Source organism: Cryobacterium sp. M96 (genome assembly GCF_002929845.1).
Lineage (GTDB): Bacteria > Actinomycetota > Actinomycetes > Actinomycetales > Microbacteriaceae > Cryobacterium > Cryobacterium sandaracinum.
On sequence record NZ_PJJS01000053.1, the window covers coordinates 51943 to 67696 of the forward strand.

Genomic DNA, 15754 nt, shown 5'->3' on the forward strand with positions numbered 1-15754 from the left:
ACTGACTTTGTGAGAATGCCCTGGGGGGATATGTCTGATTGCAGGAACGTCAGTCCTGAACTGTTCGCCTGGCCTCCGAGATGTGTCCAGTGAACATCCCGTCGCCGACTCAACTCGCCGCCCGCACCGAGCTGCTTCGGACGAGAGAATCGGCCGACAGCATTACAAAAAAGCTGCGGGAGTCTTTCCCATCCGTGCTCTGGACAGCCGAGCAGACCGGCGTAGACATTCGACCGAGCGTCAAGGCCTGGATAGAAATAGCCGGCAGCGCGTCAGTTGCCGATTGGGTCGACAATGCAACTTCAGGACCACAACTCGCGATGCGATCCAGGGACGCGGCGGTCACCGACAAGACTCCCTTGCTCGGGCGGCTGATCCAAGAGGCGCAGCTGTCCTCAAGAGCAACTCAAATTGCTCCCTACCTACAGATGAACGGTATGACGCTCGAGACTTGCCTAATTCGAGCTCGTATAAATGTCGCCGGAGCTGCATACGACGCGGCCTTCGAAACATCTTGGGAGCGTCGGACAGTGTTCGCCCGGACACTGAGGCTGGCTCGCGCATATCTCGAGTTCATACTCGAAGCCGACGAGATCGCTGGACGAGAGCACAATGCGCTGCTAACCGCCCGGCTTGGGATTGCGACGATTCTGACAGCTCGTTTTGCCCTGGTTAGCGAAGAGGAACTTCAAGCGGCGTGCGCGACTCTGTTGGAAGCACACGACGGAATGAACGAACATGTGCTGACCTATTTCCTTGAAGGCTGCCTCTGGCTCTACGACGCGTTCGACCTACGAGAATCACTGCAATTAGCCGCTAGAACCATCAATAAACACGATGCATCGACCTCGCCCATGAACATATCGTGGGTCCTAAATTCAGCGGCAGTCTGGTCGAAATTGGCAAGCTGTGCCTCGTCCTACCCGGCTCAGAACAGCTTTCTCGACAAGGCTTTAAACACGCTCCACCGTGTCGACCCAGAGTCGATTGGTCATGTGATTGATCGCCTTGCATTTGAAATGCAAGACGCTTATCTCTCTGCTCTACGAGATAGAACAAGCAGTTCGTTGAGAGAACTGGGATGCAGCGGAGTGCGATTCCCGTTCGCACTGCGCACGACTCATATTGACCTGCCGTCAGAGTTTTATGCGTTTGGAGATGAAATCGCTGGTCGGCTTCGAGCCAGCGCTTCGGCCGGCAGCTATCTGTACAGGGACGTAACTGCTGAATTGCTTTCGTACATGGCGAGAGATGGGAGGTCTTCATCAGCCAAGGCCGTCAAACTGGTGACTGAGGCTATCTCTCTTCGCCGAGGGCTGGGAAACCAAAGGCAGCTCAAGGGCAGGCGTGTCGGCCTGGCGCAAGCGGAAGACCAGCTCTTTCTCGCTGAACTGGCCTCTAACCCGCAAGCCAGAATGCTCGGCCTGCTTTTTCTTGCGAGTGACGCTGATACCAATGCCGAAAGCGCAACTCGATTGAGCGTTCTCGCTAGGGACATCGAGAACCACGGTCCTTATATAGGCGCACTGCTGCCAGTGGAATCCGAGCTCGCCCTTCTTATACGTAATGGTGATAGTCGAGCTCTGTATGAACGTGCCGCTCGGGCCGCGACCCAGAGTCACGATCTCGCTCGAATTGCACTCGGCGGGCGAGGGGGCGTGATCGCGCTGCGTGATTCCGCAACTCGAATAGGCCAGACTTTCGTCTACAAGGTCTCACGAGAAATCGCTCTCGAACGTGATCGCTTAGCGACGGAGTCGATTACCCAAGCAATCACCGACGCGGGCCTGTCCGAGCGTTTCGGTGTCATCGAACACTTGTCGACGATGTCGCCCGAGGCAGCTGGGCTTGTGGACACATCACCTGACGCAGTCGTGTCGGTCCGCAGATTCCGAAATGGTCGGACACTCCACGCCGTCATCATGGCCGGAGAATTGGGCACACGCAGGCTTGTGATCCGCACAATCACGTTCTTGGCACTGATCCACGCCAACCCCAGCTATTCCGACGAGGTGTCGGGTGTCAGGCGCTCCATCTGGGAAACAGAAATGGGACGGTGGCTTCGCTCGATCTCAGTTGGTGAAGAACGCTCTGAGTTCTTCCGTCAATGGTGGCAATGCCTCGAGTCGGCACCCACCTTGCCGCGGCGAGATGCTCATGCCATGAACTGGCTGGTCGAGGGTGACGCGCGGATCGTTGCCGTAGATCTCGAATCAATTGGATGGCGGCCGTTCGGGTATGAGCTAGCCCAGTTGTTGGAGGATACGCCTGTTTTCGATGTTCATGATTGGTCGTCTAGGGCCACGTGCCTGCGCACCTATGTCGAAGATTTAACGCTCTTTGGGGTTGAACTCAAATACTCTGAACAGGAATTGCTGGAGTTCTATGCAGCGGGCGTTCTGGCCCGCGCCGTGCGAACCTTGAGCAGCCCGCTACTCGACAGTCAGTCTCGGGCGCACGGTGGTGAACTCCTAGTTTCGGTGGCCAGGGAGTTCACCGGGTCTGCTGTCGGTGCCCTCGCAAACCACTTGGTTCGTGCCTGGGCCAAGCGAACCGGGATGGCTTCCGACGATGAACTTGTGCCGCTTGTGGACGCTGAAAGGCGCAGGATCAGTCGCGCAATGTCATTTCATCTCCGTCACAATGAAAAAGCTCCTGTGACGAAGGATGGGTGGATCCACGCCGAGGAACTGGCAGATCTGCTGACAGTTAACGGACACAAGGTGACCGCTCCTCAACTGCTCTTAATCGCGGGAGCTCTAGGCGAACCGCGATTTGAACTGGACGGCGATGAAATCCGTTCATCGTATGGTCATTCGACGACCAAAGCTGCGCTTAAATACGAGGCTCGTCGACCACCTGAAACACTCTTTCACGCCACTCCCCTCCGCAATCTGCCGTCGATCCTTGAGGCGCAGGACGGTATTCGGAAGGGACAACGCCAGTGGGTGCACATGACAGATTCCGTTGATGTCGCACTCAGCGCTTCACGACGCCAGCGCCAGCCAGTAGTCGTATTGGCCATTGATGCTCGAAACCTGGACGGTGTTGTCTTCGCATCAGGGCACACGTGGCTCGCCAAGCGAGTGTCCAATGACGACCTTCGTATTCTGACGATAAGCGAGACGACGGACTTGCTGCTTAAGGAAAAAGACCCCGCACGCAACAGCTAAAAGCTGGAGTCATATCGAACGATCGCTAACCGCCCAGAGCAGGAGCGCAGCGGGGGAAGGAGTTTTTGCTGAAACTGTGACGACGGCTTGACGCCGGCAGCACGCAGTGAACAATCCCCCAGACGAAAAGCAACAAAGTTGACGTGCTCCGACCTATACAGTCGGGCACCAGGACTCCTCGTTATTTGGCTTGACCAGCGTCCGAGGAGCCGAACTGGCGACGCCGGCGGGCAGAGTCCGTGTCGTCACCGCGTCGGTGTCTGCCGATGACCTCAACGTCTGTATCAGCTCCTGCAACGCAGATGATGCGACTGCGACTTCCGTCTGTCGCAGGCAGCCCTTGCCAGTGTCAGACCCCGGACCTACACTCCCCATATCGAATAAACGTTCGATAGCAGGGGTTGGAGGTACGGATTGGGACAGAGCTTCCCGCACCTCCGCGTCGCCTCCGCGTACTCGCCGCACTACGGCGTCACCATGCCCGAAGCCCTCGTCGACCAGGCCTTGGCCGCCGGTGCAGACTTCCTCGCCCTCACCGACCGGGATGGACTATACGGGGCGGTCAAGCACGTGCGGGCGTGTGCGGACGCTGGGATCCGGGCGGGCCTCGGCGCGGACCTGGCCGTCCACGACGATGAACACCGGCCACTCGGCCGGGTGACCCTGCTCGCGCACGGCGGCGACGGACGCGGGTATGCCGCGCTCTGCCGGGCCGTGAGCTCCGCGCACGAGGCCGGCCGGGTGCCGAGCATCGACCGGCGACGGCTTGCCACCTGGGCGGAGAGTCATGCCCTGACTGTTCTCCTCGGGCCGCTCTCTGATGTGGGGCTCGCCGTGGAACGCCGGGACAGCGCGGAATCGGTCGCGGAGTTGCGCGCGTGGCTCCGGGTCATGCCGATCGGCTCCGTCACCCTCGAAGTCGTCTGCCACCTGGCACCGACCGGCCTGCGTGGTTCCGTGGCCGCCGCCACCCGGATGCTGGGCCTCGCCGAGGACACCGGGACCCCCGCCATCCTCTCCAACGCCGTCCGCTATGGGGAGCCGGGGGACGCGACGACCGCGGATCTCGCCGACGCCACCCGGCTCCTCACCCCACTCGCCCAGCTCGAGGAACCGCAGGCAAACGGGCAAGCATGGCTGAAAGACTGGTCGCACATGCGCCAGGTCGCCCGGATGGTCGTCGACGCCGGCGCCCGGAACCCCGGCGCCCTCGACCAACTGCTCCGCACCACCCAGGAGCTGGCGGACCGGTGCGCCCTCGACCCCGCCGCGGACATCGGACTCGGCACACCTCGGATGCCGGAGGCTTCGATCATCGGGGTGGTCGGCGACCCGGTGGCTGAGCTGTGGCGGCGGGCCCGGCACGGCATCGACGAACGTTACGCCGGCACCACCCTCGTGAGCGCCGCCCACACGGAGCTCGCACATGAGATGGAGACGGTCGAGCACCTTGGGTTCGCCGCCTACTTCTTGACCGTGGCACGGGTCGCCGACTTGATCCGCGGCATGGGCGTCCGGGTGCAAGCGCGCGGTTCCGGTGTCGGCTCCGTCCTCAACTACGCGCTTCGCACCTCCTCGGTCGAACCGATCGAGAACGGGCTCATCTGGGAGCGGTTCCTCTCCCCCGAACGGCAGACCCTCCCCGACATCGATATCGACGTCGAATCCGCGCGCCGCCATGACATCTACCGGGAAGTGTTCCAAGTCTTCGGTGCCGACCGGGTATCGCTGATGTCGATGACCAACGCGTACCGGGGGCGGGGCGCCGTCCGGGACGCCGGGCTCGCCCTCGGCATGCCCGAAGACCAGGTCGCGGCGATCGCGAAGCAGATGTGGCGGTTCAACGCCCGCGACTTCCGCCGGGCGCTCGAGGAGAAGCCGGAGCTGGCGGACCTTGCCGCGCAGGTGCGTAAGTCGCAGCAGCTGGACCAGCTGGTGGACCTGACCGCGAAGCTCGACCGGCTCCCCCGCCACATCAGCGTCCACCCCTGCGGCGTCATCCTCTCCGACACGTCTCTCCTGGACCGGACCCCGGTGCAACGCTCCGGGATGGGGCTACCGATGTCCCAGTACGACAAACACGATATGGACCCGATGGGTCTGATCAAGCTAGACATCCTCGGCGTCCGGATGCAATCGGCGATGGCTTACGCGATCGAGGAGCACCGGCGAATCACCGGGGAGACCATCGATCTGGACCGGGTCCCCCTCGACGACGAACCCACCTACGAGATGCTCCGCACCACCCGCACCCTCGGCGTCTTCCAACTCGAGTCCCCCGGGCAAATGGAACTGATCGGGAAGCTGCAACCTGAAGTCTTCAACGACCTGACCGTAGAGATCAGCCTGTTCCGCCCCGGCCCCATGCAGGCGAACATGCCCCTGCAATATCTGAAGGCACGGCACGGGGAGGTCGCACCCGACCACATGCACCCCCGGTTCAAATCGTTCCTCGCCGAAACCAACGGTGTCGTCGTTTTTCACGAGCAGGTGATGCGGCTCTTTGATGAGTTGACCGGCTGCGGGATGGGCAAGGCGGATGTGTTCCGCCGTCACCTCGGGAAATCCGGCGACCTCGCGGAGATTGAAGCGTACGTGCGGCAACAGGCCGCCACCCGCGGGTTCCCGGCCCCGGTCATCGACCGGGCGTGGAAGGTGCTGTCCGGGTTCGGCAGTTTCGGCTTCGCCAAAGCACACGGGGCCGCATTCGCCCGCACCACCTACGAGAGCGCCTGGCTGAAAACGCACCACCCGGCCACGTTCTTCGCTGGGCTCCTCACCCACGACCCGGGCATGTGGCCCAAGGACCTGATCGTCGCCGAAGCCCGCAACCTCGGCGTGCCCGTCCTGGGCCTCGATGTGCAGAAGTCCGCGCTGGACTACCGGGTGGAGCAGCTGGGCGACGGGCAGCTCGCCATCCGCCTGGCCCTGCCCGAACTCGCCGGGTCCAGTGCGGTGGAGCGGCAGCGGATCGCGGAGCATCAACCGTTCTCCTCCTTGCAGGACTTCCGCGACCGGGTGCGGCCGCGCCGGCGCACGTTCGAAGCGTTGGCCCGGGTCGGCGCCCTCGACTCGTTCATCGGCTACGACCGTGCCCGCCGCGGCGACCTCCTCGCCCACATCCAAGGCCTCGGCGGCAAGGCCCTGCCCGTCGGCCCCGACCAGCTCGCCTTCGACATTGAACTACCCCTGCCCGACTTCTACCGGTCGGTCACCGCCCTCGACCTCCGCGGCCGCACCCAAACAGACGTCGAACTCCGAGACCTCGGCCTCGCCGTCAGCCAGCACCAAATGACCCGCTTCTACCCACTCTTCAAAGAACTCGGAGTCACGCCGGCGTCGGAGCTCGTGAACCTGCCGGGCGGCACCGAGGTACTCGTCGCCGGGGTCCGACGCGCCACCCACACACCCCCAATGCGCAGCGGCAAACGCGTAGTCTTCCTCTCCCTCGACGACGGCAGTGGGCCGGTATCCAACGTGGTGTTCTTCCACGACGCCCAAGCTGCGATCGGGGCACCCGTGTTCCGCACCCACTACGCCCTCATCCGCGGCCGCACCCGGCGCACCGGCGCCCGCGGCGTGTCAGTGACCGGCGAGCAAATGTGGGACCTGCTCGACGTGGGAGGGAAAGTTCGGGCACGCCAGGCCGCAGAGCAAGAACGGGAGCGGGTTGTGGTCGAGACGGAGGCCGCGGACAACGTCATCCAGATGTGGAGACGGAGAGCGTGAAGTTCCCGGCGCTATTCACGGGACCGACGTTCCTTTAGACGCGCCTGACTGCGAATTCTCCCGGGCGGAGCAAACGGGACGGCCCCTTCAGCAGAAGCTCCCTGGCCGTTTCGTGTCGATTTCCGTACTCGGCAGCACAAATTCCGCACTCGCAGGCACCGCTCATTTACGCCACCACGGGCCTTGGCTCTGTGCCCATGAGGGTCCCCTTTGGGGCACTGACAGAGGTTCCGCGACCGATCCCGTGAAGAGTTGGCCTCGAAGATCTGAGCGATGGTAGAGAAACCGGCACGTTCTTGTCTCGCTAGGCTTAGGCGATGTTCCGCATCCGCAGAACGCGCTGGAAGATCGGCTATATTGCTGTGGGCGTTGTCGTTATTTTCGTGCTCGAGGCCGCGATTCGTCCCTACATATTCCCGAATCCGATCTACCCATTGATTGCAAACTTACTTGACGTCCTGCTTTATGTCGGAGGCGTGCGGTCCTTCCGCGGTGCAGGGGAACCAATTGGGCCGCCCCGCTTCTGGTGGAGAATGACCTCTCGTCCGCGAGCCGGTTTTGTCATCGGGTCGCTGCTTATCCTTGGTACCGCTACCGGCGTGTATGGTGCGGTCTCAGAGCCGCGCGACTTGATTTTCACGTACGTGCTTGGTGCAGTACTCGATGCGTCATTGGCGTTCTTTTACTTCAGATCGTCCATCCGGCTTCGACGAGTACCCCCGAAGACCGTACAAGAAATGCCCCGTTGGAAGTCGATGACCGGCTAGCTGAGCCGCAACGGCCAGAGCATTGCGCGCTTGGGCTTCCAAAAAGCCACTCCCCCCAAGTCTTCGGTACCTCCGCGAATTCGCCGCCGAATCTGCGCCGTCAAGGTCCCGCTGCGAAACAGTGAGCGAGCCCAGCCCTGTCTCGGCAATTCATCCCAACTTGTTTCGCTCGAGTGCCAACACACCCGTTCATTTCCTCGACGCAGGCCGCGCCGCTGAATCGCTGATTTCTGATTCAGGCGGGACCGAGTGACGCGTCACTCGTGTCGGTCAGAAGAGATCGCAAGGCCATGAAAGCATCATCGTCAATCGGCCGCGCGATCAGGCCTCCGACGACGACGGGCGCGAACGTCACCCGCAGCATCGTCCCGGCATGCAGGAGAGCAACCTCATAGGCGCGAACTGTGAAGAATCTCGTGAGGCCGCGGGAGACCTCGACGCTTGTCACCTCGCTTCTGGCCAACCGAGCGGTCACGAACGGTGCTTTCACTGGGCCATCCCAGAACGTGATCGAATCGGCGTCGATCATGACCACGGCGTAGACCGTGCGTTTGCTCCAAGGTGCGCCCCGCAGTGCGGGAGCCAGGGTTGCTACATCTGCTTGCAGACCCTCGGTCTTCAAGATGGCGAACGCCTGGCCCTGGTGTTTCTCTTCCAGAACCGTCAGCACGCTCTGGGTCGATGTCGACGCGGCACGATACGTCAGCACCACGATGGCAGCCACCACGCACAAGGCAACAATCAGACCGCCAAAGAACACCAATGCCTTCATGGGATCATCGCCCGAGGCCCGCAGGATCCGATAGATGGTAAGGCCCACCATGGCCGCGCCGAACACAGCCCCCGGTGCGATCACCGTCCAGCGCGGCGAACTCGCCTTCACAAGTCCACGAGGCTTGCCCTAAATGCCTGAACTCGAGTGCGGTGCTCCTGCCGCGATATCAAGGGTTCCCCAGCCGCACGCACAATGAGACCGGTCGACTCATCCACCTGCTCCAAATTCGGATACCCCAACCGACTGGTCGTGTACCCCGCCGCAAATTCCCGCTTCATCTGCTTACCCAAAAGAAATACCGTTAGGAAAGACAAAATAAGGCTTGCTGATGCGGCGCCCCAGAACGCCACCAACCAAGGGTTCTCAAAAAGCACACCCGAGACCAGGATCATCACTGAACCCGAAATACCTCCCACAACCGCTACAGCAGCGAAAAATAGTGCGCTGAGGGCCAAGCGCCACATGGACATTCCCGCAACCCTCGCCCGAACACGAAACTCAAACGATTCACTGACTGTTGCCACCTCTGAGACTCCCCACCCACCATCACAGTTCTGCCGAGCGTAACACCCACCATATGGGGCTCAGAGGCACCGACGGCCGGCCATTTGAGCTCTAACGGCGAACTTCACGATCCAACCGGCCAATCTCTGTCGCGACCACCGCACATCCCTGAGATCCGTGAGATCCGACCGTGACCCGCAGGAGGTTCGGCCTCTGACACAGGCTGTTTACATATAGATCTTTGAAGTTCCTTGGACGAATCGGCGTCGGAGCTTGTGGCTAGCGCGGAGCTTCTGAGGGCGCTGAACCGTCGATTCGATGGGCGATGATCGCGGCGTGGGACCGCTTGCCCGGATCGGTTCGGGTGTTCACCGCCTGAACGTGAAACCCTGCGGCCTCGAGCTGCGTGCTCATCTCACCGATAGGCCAGAAGTAGGCGGTCGTAACGGCGTGCGGAAACGGCTCGACGGTGTCGCCTTCGAAGAAACCGAGGAGGAGGCTGCCTCCAGGAGCAATACAGCGGGCGAACTCGCGCAAAACCGCTGGCAAGTCACTCGGGGCAAGGTGGATAACGGAATACCACGCAAGAATTGCAGCTGCGTATCCGTCTCGGACCTCGAGATTGCACAGTGACGCGACTCGGAACGGGACCGTCGGAAATCTCTTTCTCGCTTGCCCGATGAACGCCTGAACTTGATCGACACCCTCCACATCGACACCACGCCGTTTCAGGAAATCGGTCCAATGTCCAGGACCGCACCCCGCGTCGATGACCGCGCCGCGCAGGTCGCGCGCCCACTGGGTGACAAGCCGCTGATCCGATTCGTGTGTGTGAGCCATCGATCCGAGCAGCGCTGTGTATTCCTCCGCCCGACCGGCGTATGCATCCCGAACCACATTGCCACTCACGGGACCGAGTCTAGGAGAAGCCCGGAAGGCGTTCCCTACTGACAGTGACCAGGTGGGGCCACTACTTCTTCGATAGGAGCTTCGCACCGTCCGACCGCAGCTCCCCCGCCGGTGAGACATGGCGGTACAGCGTCTGCCGGGTGATCCCGAGCTCCTTGCAGAGGTCGCCAACCTTCGTTTCCTTCTGACCCATCGCGGCCATGGCCAGGCGGACCTTGGCCGGCGTCATCTTGAACGGCCGCCCGCCCGTCCTCCCCCGTGCTCGAGCTGCGGCAAGCCCGGCGACAGTGCGCTCAGAAATGAGCGCCCGCTCGAACTCGGAGAGAGCAGCAAAGATTCCGAAGACGAGCTTCCCAGGTGCCGTCGTGGTGTCGATCGCTGCCCCCTCTCCGGTGAGCACCTTGAGGCCGATGCCACGGTCGGTGAGGTCATGCACCGTATTGACCAGATGACGCAGGTCTCGGCCGAGCCGGTCCAGCTTCCAAACCAGGAGCGTGTCACCATGACGAAGCGCCTTCAGGCAGGCCGCAAGGTTTGGCCGGTCGTCCTTCTTGCCGGATGCCTTGTCCTCGTAGAGATCCCCTGCAGCGACGCCGGCGGCCAGGAGTGCGTCTCGTTGTAGATCAGTGCTCTGCGAACCATCAGCTTTTGACACGCGCATGTATCCGACGAGCATGCTCGACCCCTGTCATTTAAACGTCCGATTAAGTGACAACGTGATCGTCATCTCAACGGACTCAGAAATTGTCACATAACCAGTCATCTATTCTGCGTGCTGCAAACGACGACCAAATCGTCCAATGTGACTGTTTGTGCTTTGTGGCGGCGTTCTGTGATCGCTATTTGGCGTATTGAGCTGTATGCCCGCATCGCTCCGGAGCCGGAGCCGGAGCCGGCGTCTTGTATCCCATGGGATACAAGACGCTGACGATGGTCCCGTCGCCCTCGTTCACCCGGTCCGATGGCTAGAGCGTGATGTGCTGACTGGATCGCCGACGGTGATCGAGAATCTCATGCGGAATCGACCAGTCAGCGGTCTCGACTGACCCACCCCAGCAAAGATACACAGACCGATCAAGCCACCAGACCGCGCGGAGGCCTGACCGGTCACGATATCCGCTTACGCGACTTGAGCGAGCGTGAACCCAAACGAGCGCATGAGAGTCATGAACGCTTCAACAATGTCGATGATCCGTCTGATGTCCGGGAGCATGGATATCACCGTCCGAAGCCATCGAAAGCGGCCCGGCCAAGCCGAAGGCGCATTTTTCTGATTCTCAGACGGTGCGCTATCGTTGTGTGCAGAGTCAGACATGTTCGTGCTTGATCCTTGGTCCAAAATGGGGTCCGTTCCTTCGTTGGTGCATGGGGTTTTGCAGGAGTCGGCGGTAACCGACTTTGTCTTACTTGCTCATAGTTCGGCCCAGACTTGCTAGCTTTCTCGCCAGCGAGTACTGGGCCACTTTTGTTCTAAGCGAAATCTGAAATCTCACGAAGTGGTTTTTAGCTTCCGCCTAAGTCACAGTTTAGGGCCAAAAAAGAGGCCTCAATCGGGCCATGCGCTCGTCGGATAGCGGGGGTAAGCGGAAGGGTGCAGCCCCGTTGTCCAAAGGATGTGTGGGAGAGCGATCACTCAGACCTTGGTTCGAAATCGCTCAAACACACGCCCGTCTTCATGAACGATTCGTCGGTTTTGTACCGTTCAGGGCTTCCCATGACACAGCTCGCCAACCAGGGATGCGGGTGGCGCTACTCAAGGACACAGAGGAAAGTGCCTGGGTCGTCTTCGGTCTACGGCGTGTCGCGCATTACGGGATGGTTAACTGGCCACTCCTCCACCGGGGCGACCGGTCACGGTGCTCGTTTTAGCTAAGGTCATGGCATGGCACGTCACGAAGAAATCAAGAAAACCGTCAAGAACTACCTCGCCGGCCTTCCCGACGCCGAGGACCGAGCGGAGGCGGCCTACCAGATAAGCCAGGCCTACGCGGATCTGCTGTCCGAGCTGACTGATGCTGGCAATTCGCTCGACGGCGAGGAGGCAAACTGGGCCTGGGCGAACGACGAGGCTCTGCAAGCAACCATCCGCGCCGCCGCTCACAAACGGGACCGAGTCGCGACCATGGACCCTACGGACGCCAGTGTGAAAGAAGTCTTGGGTAACCAAGTGCTTCGCCAGCCCAAAAAGTCGTAGCTGTTCTCGTTCGTTTGGCATCGAGCAGCTACAGCCCAAACAGGTAGGAATTTCGGTATGGCCCACATCAGTGTCCTCGCCTTTGGCACCGCCATGATTTTCAGGGTTCTTGAGGATGCCGACATGAGCGGATTCAGTTTCGCCGGCTTCCGGAACCGCGCCGATGCTCAACAGCAGCTCAACGTCTACCTCGAGGGTCTGGGCTACGACGTCAGCCAGTCCTATCTGTGGTGATCATGCCGGATGACGGTAGGGGTTCCGAATGAAAGCGCCGCTCTCTCCTTCAGGAGGTCCGGGCCGGCCGACTTGGAACGCATCTGAGCTCAACACGGCTACCGGACCAGGCGCCCGGTAGGGGATGGTCGCAGAGTTCGAATCAGACCTGATCCGGGCCCGAACGTGTGAGGGCATGGCGGTGGCCAGAGAAAAGGGCCGGCTACGCGGGCGCAGCCCCAAGCTCTCCCCCGCCCAAGAAAATCACCTGGTCGAATTGCACGCCGCCGGCAGCCACTCGATCGCGGAACTAGCCGAGCTATTCACGATCGGCCGCGCGACGGTCTACCGGGCCCTGGAACGCGCCACCACTTCGCGGACGCTGCCGCGCCGACCCTAGCAATGTGGGGTCATGGAAGACGGCCCAGAGTTCGCAGAAGGCTCCTATGACTTCGCCGGTAAGACCTACCGCCTAGCGGAGGTCGATTCTCAGGTGTGGCGCGTCTATGACGGTGACACATACATCGGAATCGTGACTGAGACCGATGCGACGGCAGCCGAGCCGTGGCCCCGCTACACCGAGCACAGCGCTGGTGATGAGACGGACGCCGCCTGCTCTGCGATCTCGGGGGTGCGAATGGAGCCGTGCCAAACGAACGGGGCGTTGTGGTGCTCGCCCATCGCGAAGACGTCAAGGCCGACTTCCTCAGCCTTGACGGCGACCTTCACCGACGCATCGATGCGCTCGTACTCGTCGATGAGCCTTAGATCGGCCGCCGCAACGGGGCCCGGGACGTCGTGTCCCGGGCCCCGCGCATGGTTCGCCGGCTCGGTCAGGTCAGCAGGCCGGACTCCTTGAGCAGCTCCCCGATCTCGGTGTTCTTGATCTGCTTCATCAGCAGATCGCGGACCATGGCTGGGCCGGGCACCTCGATCTCCTTGCCATCACGCAGCAGGCTGGCGGCGGCGAGCAGCGTACGCACGTCGTAGGTGGAGTTGAAGACTTCCGGCACGCCTCTGTCGATGCCGAGCAGCTGGTAAGTCGCCTCCATCGCGGTGCGCACCGAGTACTCGATGGTGAAGATCGTGTCCCGGGAGGGTGTCTCGGCGAACTGGCCGAGGAACGCGAAGTTGACGGCGCCGGCCGGGACCACGTCGGGCCGGTCGCCCGCCTGCCGGGGCATGAAGAACGCCGTGACGTAGGGCATCATCACCGGCACGCAGGTGGCACTATTCGCCGCGAGCTCGGGGATGTCGGCCACGGGGACACCCATGTGGTACAGCCACTCCTGGGTGATCTCCTCGCCGGTGCACTCCTGCATCGACTTCTTCACATAGTCGCCGGGGACGTCGACCAACAGCGAGTACACCCAGACCACGATCTGGTCTTCGGGTTGCTTCTTGAAGTGCGGCTGGCGGTTGACTGTCCAGCTGAGCAGCCAGGCGGAGTCCTGGGCCGTGACGATCCCTCCGGTGACGGTCTTGCCGCCGAACGGCGAACGCTTGGCGATCTTCTCGATGTAGGCGGGGATGCGCGTGTCGAGCGTTGTGACGGTGGCCGACTGCCACTTGCTCTCCTGGATGTGTGCGCCGAACACGTCCGGGTGCCCGAATGACGGGTCTTTGGCGGCCAACCGCCGCCAGAGGTCCCAGGCCGGGGCCGGTCCCTCGTCGAGCTTCGCCGCGGTGTGCTGGTCGCCGTTGTCGGAGTTCTCGGTGAGAGAGCCGATGGTGGCGAGCACAAGGTCGTTCTCGCCGAGCTCGACGCCCCCGACGACACGCTCACGGATCCAGTGGATCGCGGTGGCCTGCTTTCGGTCGGCGGTGATCGCGAAGTCGATGTCGGTGACCTCGGTGTCGAACTGGAACGTCACTCCCTGGTCCAGCAGCCATCGGTACAGCGGCAGCACCATCGACTCGTACTGGTTGTACTTGAAGAACCGCACGTTGGCGAAGTCCGGCATGCCGCCGATGTGGTGGACGAAGCGGTGCACGTACAGCTTCATCTCCAGCGCAGAGTGCCATTCCTCGAAGGCAAACATGGTGCGCCAGTACATCCAGAAGTTGCTGGCGAAGAACTCCGTGCCGAAGACCTCGTTGATCCGCTTGTTTTCCAGCGACTCACGGGTGGCCAGGAAGAGCCCGGTGAGCTCCTTCTGCGCCTGCTTCGAGAGAGTGAAGAGGGTGCCGGTGCCGGCGTCCTTGCCCTGCTCGACGGTGGCCCGCTGCAGCGAGAAGTTCGGGTCGTCCTTGTTGAGCCAGTAGAACTCGTCGAGCACGGAGGCACCGTCGACCTCGATCGAGGGGATCGACCGGTACAGGTCCCACAGGCACTCGTAGTGGTCGTCCACCTCACGGCCGCCGCGGATCACGAAGCCCTTCTTGGGCTCATCGATCCCGTCCAGGGCCCCGCCGGGCAGCTTCAGCCGTTCCAGGATAGTGATCTTCGACCCGTCCATCTGTCCGTCGCGGATCATGAACGCCGCCGAGGCCATCGACGCCAGGCCGGCGCCGACGAACCACGCGGTCTTGTTCTCGACCCCCTCAGGCTTGCGGGGGCGCGCGAACGCCTCCATAGTGCCGCTGCTGTAGTACATAGTCAGTCTCCGTAGTATGTTTCGATGGTTGATGGCAAGGTGGCGAGGAAGCCGCGCACGATCTGCGTGACCTGCCCGCGAAGCTCTTCGATGGGGTCCGCTCCGGGATGCGCGCCCGTGGACGGCCCAGCGAGCAGGAGCGCCAGCGCCGCGAAAACGGTGCGGGCGGCCCGCTGTCCCTCGCGCAGGACCGGCTCGCCATCGACCCCGGCTGACCGGGCCGCCGTGGCGAGGCGGGACGCGATCGCGTCCTCGAGCTCGCCGACAAGCGCGAGGCCCGCGGTCCGGTGCTCGTCGGTGGCCGAACCGAACAGCAGCTCGCGCTGGTAGGCGATGACGTTGGCCGGGTTGCGCGCCGAGCTCGCCAGCACGGCCTGGACGAGCACGTTCACCGATTCGACCGGGTCAGCGGCCTCGGCCGAGGCCCGCACGCCGGTGCTGATCGCGTCGCGCAGTTCGCGGTTGTAGACCATGAGTAGCAGCTCGGCCTTGGACGAGGCGTACCGGAACACCGTGCCGACAGCCACGTCGGCGCGTTCGGCGATCTCCTGCGTCCCCACCGCGTCGAACCCGCGCTCTGTGAAGAGAGCGGCCGCGGACTTGAAGATCCGCAACTGCTTGTCCTGCATGCTTCGTTCGCGGCGGCCTCGGGTAGGGCTGCGTTTCGCGTCCGGGTAATCCGGCAGACCGGCCATGACACCTCCAATGAGTTGATTCATTAAGGACTACGCTCATTTATGCGCGGGCGCAAGCCCGCGCCCGACACCAGCGCTCCGGCGTCGCCCACTGAGGCCGGCGCGAGACGCTCCCCGGCCCCCGCACTCGCACACCGAACCGGAGCCCCACCCCTGCGAGGAGACGGGACAAGCACGGCGAAAGGGGGTGTGACGAGT

Annotated in this window: 12 protein-coding genes and 1 pseudogene; 7 read left to right on the plus strand and 6 right to left on the minus strand. The window is 62.2% G+C overall.

All coding sequences use genetic code 11. The features are described 5' to 3' along the window. Positions 1-89: 89 nt before the first annotated feature. The 3 genes from CXY79_RS13255 (at position 90) to CXY79_RS13265 (ending at position 7669) form a co-directional block, all read left to right on the plus strand. Positions 90-3173, plus strand: a complete 3084-nt coding sequence (locus tag CXY79_RS13255) for an RNA 2'-phosphotransferase (RefSeq protein ID WP_158250298.1) — start codon at positions 90-92, stop codon at positions 3171-3173. 414 nt (positions 3174-3587) lie between these two features. Further along, positions 3588-6902: a DNA polymerase III subunit alpha gene (gene dnaE / locus CXY79_RS13260; RefSeq protein ID WP_104102363.1), complete on the plus strand. Its 3315-nt coding sequence runs from the start codon at positions 3588-3590 to the stop codon at positions 6900-6902. Between the two features lie 317 nt (positions 6903-7219). Beyond that, on the plus strand, positions 7220-7669 hold the full coding sequence (locus CXY79_RS13265) for a hypothetical protein (protein ID WP_104102365.1): 450 nt from the start codon (positions 7220-7222) through the stop codon (positions 7667-7669). Between the two features lie 235 nt (positions 7670-7904). On the opposite strand, the gene CXY79_RS13270 is transcribed toward CXY79_RS13265, so the two are convergent. The 4 genes from CXY79_RS13270 to CXY79_RS13285 form a co-directional block, all read right to left on the minus strand. After that, positions 7905-8552 (minus strand): hypothetical protein, encoded by a 648-nt coding sequence (locus CXY79_RS13270; protein ID WP_104102367.1) that lies wholly within the window; start codon positions 8550-8552, stop codon positions 7905-7907. Beyond that, a complete protein-coding gene (locus tag CXY79_RS13275; protein WP_146068148.1) occupies positions 8549-8968 on the minus strand; it encodes a hypothetical protein in 420 nt (139 codons plus the stop codon). The genes CXY79_RS13270 and CXY79_RS13275 overlap by 4 nt, the downstream gene beginning before the upstream one ends. Positions 8969-9227: 259 nt before the next feature. Then, positions 9228-9857, minus strand: a complete 630-nt coding sequence (locus CXY79_RS13280) for a bifunctional 2-polyprenyl-6-hydroxyphenol methylase/3-demethylubiquinol 3-O-methyltransferase UbiG (protein ID WP_233191477.1) — start codon at positions 9855-9857, stop codon at positions 9228-9230. 61 nt (positions 9858-9918) lie between these two features. Next, positions 9919-10533 (minus strand): recombinase family protein, encoded by a 615-nt coding sequence (locus CXY79_RS13285; protein ID WP_104102375.1) that lies wholly within the window; start codon positions 10531-10533, stop codon positions 9919-9921. A gap of 1206 nt (positions 10534-11739) precedes the next feature. Between CXY79_RS13285 and CXY79_RS13290 the strand changes: the two genes are divergently transcribed. The 4 genes and pseudogenes from CXY79_RS13290 (at position 11740) to CXY79_RS16810 (ending at position 13032) form a co-directional block, all read left to right on the plus strand. Next, entirely contained in the window at positions 11740-12051 is a 312-nt protein-coding gene (locus CXY79_RS13290; RefSeq protein WP_104102378.1) for a hypothetical protein, read from the plus strand. Between the two features lie 57 nt (positions 12052-12108). Next, the gene (locus CXY79_RS16070) at positions 12109-12285 is read left to right on the plus strand and encodes a hypothetical protein (RefSeq protein WP_158250299.1); all 177 of its coding nucleotides are present in this window, start codon (positions 12109-12111) and stop codon (positions 12283-12285) included. Between the two features lie 124 nt (positions 12286-12409). Next, a pseudogene (locus CXY79_RS13295) lies at positions 12410-12664 on the plus strand (recombinase family protein); the annotation flags it as partial. Between the two features lie 245 nt (positions 12665-12909). Beyond that, positions 12910-13032, plus strand: a complete 123-nt coding sequence (locus CXY79_RS16810) for a hypothetical protein (protein WP_277871735.1) — start codon at positions 12910-12912, stop codon at positions 13030-13032. Between the two features lie 65 nt (positions 13033-13097). Here CXY79_RS16810 and CXY79_RS13300 read toward each other — a convergent pair whose 3' ends face one another. After that, positions 13098-14861, minus strand: a complete 1764-nt coding sequence (locus tag CXY79_RS13300) for an oleate hydratase (RefSeq protein ID WP_104102383.1) — start codon at positions 14859-14861, stop codon at positions 13098-13100. A gap of 2 nt (positions 14862-14863) precedes the next feature. Then, positions 14864-15580, minus strand: coding sequence for a TetR/AcrR family transcriptional regulator (locus CXY79_RS13305; RefSeq protein ID WP_199186769.1), 717 nt, complete (start codon positions 15578-15580; stop codon positions 14864-14866). Positions 15581-15754 lie beyond the last annotated feature (174 nt).